This window comes from Dietzia sp. E1, from assembly GCF_014145015.1.
In the GTDB taxonomy this organism is placed as follows: Bacteria; Actinomycetota; Actinomycetes; order Mycobacteriales; family Mycobacteriaceae; genus Dietzia; species Dietzia cinnamea_A.
This window is the reverse complement of the sequence record NZ_JAALDU010000280.1, coordinates 1-3,788: the sequence shown is the minus strand read 5'-3', so window position 1 is coordinate 3,788 and position 3,788 is coordinate 1. Positions and strand designations below refer to the sequence as shown.

The window sequence follows — 3,788 nt, the reverse complement described above, 5'->3', positions numbered from 1 at the left end:
GCCCGGGCCACCGCGCGACTGGCGACCCGATCCGACGGCGTGGTGGCCGGCCTGCCGCTGATCGAGATGGTGCTGGCCGAGGTGCTCGGCCGGGGCGCGGGCGGTTCCGGCTTCTCCGTGACCCTCCACGCCCGCGACGGCGACCGCGTGGCGGCCGGTGACGTCGTGGCCGAGATCAGCGCGCCCACCCTCGGGCTGCTCACCGCCGAGCGCACGCTGCTCAACCTGGTGTGTCACCTGTCCGGGGTCGCGACCGCCACCCGCGCGTGGGCCGACGAACTCGCCGGCACGAGATGCGCGGTCCGCGACACGCGCAAGACGATGCCCGGGATGCGGCTGCTGCAGAAGTACGCGGTGCGGTGCGGCGGCGGGGTCAACCACCGCCTGGGCCTGGGCGACGCGGTGCTCGTCAAGGACAACCACGTCGTCGCCGCGGGTGGGGTCCTCCCGGCGCTGACGGCCGTCCGCGAACGCTTCCCGGAGCTGCCGTGCGAGGTCGAGGTGGACTCCCTGGAGCAACTCGACCAGATGCTGGCCGCGGGCGTCGACCTGGTGCTGCTGGACAACTTCCCGGTGTGGCAGACGCAGATCGCGGTGCAGCGCCGCGACAAGGTCTCGCCGGGCACGCGGCTGGAGTCCAGCGGCGGGCTCACGCTCGACGTGGCCGCCGACTACGCGCGCTGCGGCGTCGACTATCTCGCGGTCGGGGGCCTGACCCACTCCGTGGCAGTACTCGATCTGGGCCTGGACCTGTGAGGTCCGCCCCACGGGGGCGTTCGGGCTCGGGCGCTGAGCGGGAGGCCGCGTAAAGTCGTCTGCCATGACGGGGTTCTGGGACTCAGGCGAGAAGAGCACGGCGGCGGAGCGACGACTGCAGCGGATGGAGGAGGCCCGGCGCCGCGTCGAGGCAGGGGAGAACACCTCCCCGCCCCCGCCGCCGGCACCCGCCAAGGCCACCCGCACCCGGTCCGCCCGCGCGCCGAAGGCCGCGACCGTCGACCCGCTGTCCGTGTCCGGCGCGCAGTTCGCGGTGTGGCGCAGCGTGCAGCACTTCTGCAGCACCGACTCGACGCCCGACGCCCGCGGCGGGAACCTCGACCTGCTGGTGGCGTGGTCGGACTCCATCCAGCCGTTCCGCCTCCGTCAGCGGATCGTCGCCCGCGTGGACGACGAGGGCGCCTGGCTGCCGGTCTGCTACGCCAAGGACGGTTCCCGCGAACCCATCACCCAGGCGCAGGCCGAGCGCTACAGGGAGGCCCGCCTCGGCGAGACGACCCTCTCCGGCGGGGCGCAGAAGCCGCTCAAGGACACCGACCACCCGGACGAGACCGTCACCCTGTAGGACGCCCCGCCGGGCCCCGGACCCGCCGGCGGGGGGATCAGCGGTCGGCCAGCGAGAACCGCCGCCCCTCCGGCTGCGGGCCCGTCGCGACGACGACCTCCTCGGCCCCGGCCTTCGCGGCCGCCGCGTCGGTGGTCTCCTTGGCGGCGGTGACCTCGTCGTCGTCGTGGTCTTCTCCCGCGGGGTCCCCCTCGCCGGTGGCGCGGACCATCTCACCGTCGCCGGGCAGCGGTTCGACCGCCACGATCGTCCCCTCGTCGAGCAGCGCGATGATCGCCGTGCGCGCGGCGCGGGCGTAGCGCAGGTTCCGCAGGGCGGGGGTGTCGGTCTCGGGGGCGGACGGGTCGACGTCGACCAGCCGCAACGGCTCACCCGAGTGCGCGTCGTACGCCTCGCACACCGACTCGATCAGCTCGTCGAGTCCCAGGCTGTCGCGCTCGCCGAGCTTGTCGACGATGATCATGCGGGCCCGCTCCAGCGCGGGCTGCTCGGGCTCGGTGGCGGCGTCGATGGCGGTGCGGATGTCGTCGAGTGTGGTCATGCCCCGAGACTGCCAGCCCTTACGGCGATCCGCAGCCGGTGCGCAGCCGGTGCGCGGCCGGTGCGCGCGTCAGCACGGCCGGTGCGCGTCCAGTACCTCCGGCACCACCGTCACCACGACGTCCTCGATCTTCCAGCTCAGCGCCGCCAGCCCCCGCCGGACCTCCGCCAGTCGCTCGACGGTGACCTCCCGGCCCTCGGCGGGGACGAGGAAGGCCTCCACGTGGAAGACGTGCCCCTCGTCACGCACGCGCGCGCCGCGGTCCACCGCCCAGTCGACCTCGGCCAGCAGTGCGTCGATCTCGTAGACGAGCGGGTGGGGGTCGGTGCCGTCGAAGCGGGTGGGGCGCGCGTCGGCCAGCCCCTCGATCGCGCCGCGCAGATTGGACCAGCCGTCACTGACGATCGACACGCTCACCACCAGCGCCGCGACCGCGTCCGCCCACCACAGCCCCAGGCCGATCCCGAAGACCCCGACGATCGTGGCCAGCCCGGTCTTCCAGTCGGCGCGGTTCATGGCGGCGTCGGCGAAGAGCACCTTGTCGTGCAGCGCCTCGGCCGGCGCGAGCTTCATCCGGCCGAGGATGAACGGCCCGATCACCGACAGCGCCATCACCACCACCATCAGCCACCCGGACCAGATGACGTGCCCGCCGAGCTCCACCACACCCAGCGGGGGCCGCTCGCCGGTGATCAGCCCGGTGCCCGAGTCGACGATGAGGAACGCGCCCATGACCAGCAGCGACACGCCGGCCACGAGGTGCCCGATGCCCACCGCCCGATGGCGCCCGTACGGGAAGCGCGCGCTCGGCGGGATCCGCGACACGCGGACGGCCACGAGGAACGCGATCGGCGGGAGAAAGGACAACGAGTCTTCTATCCACGCCGCCTTCATCGCCTGAGACTGTCCCGATACGGCGTACACCGCCGCGACCGTCACGGCGAGAACGGCGAGGGTCACCCACTCCAGCCGGATGGCGCGACGCAGTGCGGCCTGCTGCTCGTCGGGCAGGTCCCGACCTCCCAGCGCCGTCGTCCCGCTCATGACGCCTCCTCGCTCATGACGCCTCCCCGGTTCCGGCGAGGTACGTCTCCAGCGCCACGAGCAGGGCGTTCTCGCCGAGCGGCGTGGCCATGACCATCTGCTCGGTGTCGCCGTCCGGCGTGACCTCATCGGCGTAGGGCCGGGTCACCGCCACCTCTTTCTCCCACGGGGTATCGGACGTCAACCCACCGACGACCACGTCGAGATCGCCGCGGACCATCGCCATCACCAGTTCGCTCTCCGCGCCGGGCGTCCATTCCACGTCGGCCCCGTGCTCGGCGGCGAACCCACGGACCAGGTCGACCTCCCTCCCGGCGACGCGCCCGTCGTCGTACACCTCGGTCCACGGCGGGTTCTCGGACACACCCACGCGCAGCACGCCCCCGGTGATCCGGTCGAGGCTGCCGTCGGTGTCCTTGGGGAACGGCCCGCCGCAGGCGGCGGTCAGGGCGCCGGTGAGGGCGAGGAGGAGGACGACGACGAGCGCGTTCGGTCCCCTGGCCCGGCGCGACCGGCCGACCGGGGTCCCACGTTGCCGGACCTGCATGACTGACACCCTCTCGACGGTCTGCTCAGGAGGAGAGTTCTACCAGGATCCCCGGTACCTCGGGGAGCAGCTCGCGGGCGAGGAAGCCCGTCGGACCCACCCGGCCGGACAGGCGCTCGCCGGCCCGGCCGTGACCGTAGGTGGCCCACGCGGCGGCCTGTGCCGGATCAGCCCCTCGGGCCAACAGCCCGGCGATGAGGCCGGCCTTGACGTCGCCGGAACCGGAGACGCCGAGGCCGAACGATCCCGACTCGTCCCGCCAGAGACGGCCGTCCGGGGTGGCGATCCACGAGGTCGACGTGCCGGACACGACG

General features: G+C 73.3%; 6 protein-coding genes. 2 read left to right on the top strand and 4 right to left on the bottom strand.

The features are described 5' to 3' along the window. Positions 1–756: carboxylating nicotinate-nucleotide diphosphorylase (gene nadC, locus G6030_RS10125; protein WP_182643025.1), on the top strand; the 756-nt coding region annotated here is incomplete at its 5' end. Between the two features lie 64 nt (positions 757–820). Beyond that, positions 821–1,342 carry a hypothetical protein gene (locus tag G6030_RS10120; protein ID WP_182643024.1) on the top strand — a complete coding sequence of 174 codons (522 nt, stop codon included), beginning with the start codon at positions 821–823 and terminating at the stop codon, positions 1,340–1,342. A gap of 37 nt (positions 1,343–1,379) precedes the next feature. Here G6030_RS10120 and G6030_RS10115 read toward each other — a convergent pair whose 3' ends face one another. The 4 genes from G6030_RS10115 to G6030_RS10100 form a co-directional block, all read right to left on the bottom strand. Continuing rightward, positions 1,380–1,883, bottom strand: a complete 504-nt coding sequence (locus G6030_RS10115) for a hypothetical protein (RefSeq protein WP_007627743.1) — start codon at positions 1,881–1,883, stop codon at positions 1,380–1,382. Between the two features lie 69 nt (positions 1,884–1,952). Further along, a complete protein-coding gene (locus G6030_RS10110; protein ID WP_007627744.1) occupies positions 1,953–2,927 on the bottom strand; it encodes a cation transporter in 975 nt (324 codons plus the stop codon). A gap of 13 nt (positions 2,928–2,940) precedes the next feature. Further along, positions 2,941–3,474, bottom strand: coding sequence for a transporter substrate-binding domain-containing protein (locus tag G6030_RS10105; protein WP_007627745.1), 534 nt, complete (start codon positions 3,472–3,474; stop codon positions 2,941–2,943). A gap of 25 nt (positions 3,475–3,499) precedes the next feature. Then, the coding region (locus tag G6030_RS10100; protein WP_277817446.1) for an NAD(P)H-hydrate dehydratase at positions 3,500–3,788 on the bottom strand (289 nt) is incomplete at its 5' end.

Bases quoted from the DNA above. Each gene is read 5' to 3' on its own strand.
- G6030_RS10110 (WP_007627744.1), bottom strand. From the start codon at position 2,927: ATGAGCGGGACGACGGCGCTGGGAGGTCGGGACCTGCCCGACGAGCAG.
- G6030_RS10105 (WP_007627745.1), bottom strand. From the start codon at position 3,474: ATGCAGGTCCGGCAACGTGGGACCCCGGTCGGCCGGTCGCGCCGGGCC.
- G6030_RS10115 (WP_007627743.1), bottom strand. From the start codon at position 1,883: ATGACCACACTCGACGACATCCGCACCGCCATCGACGCCGCCACCGAG.
- G6030_RS10120 (WP_182643024.1), top strand. From the start codon at position 821: ATGACGGGGTTCTGGGACTCAGGCGAGAAGAGCACGGCGGCGGAGCGA.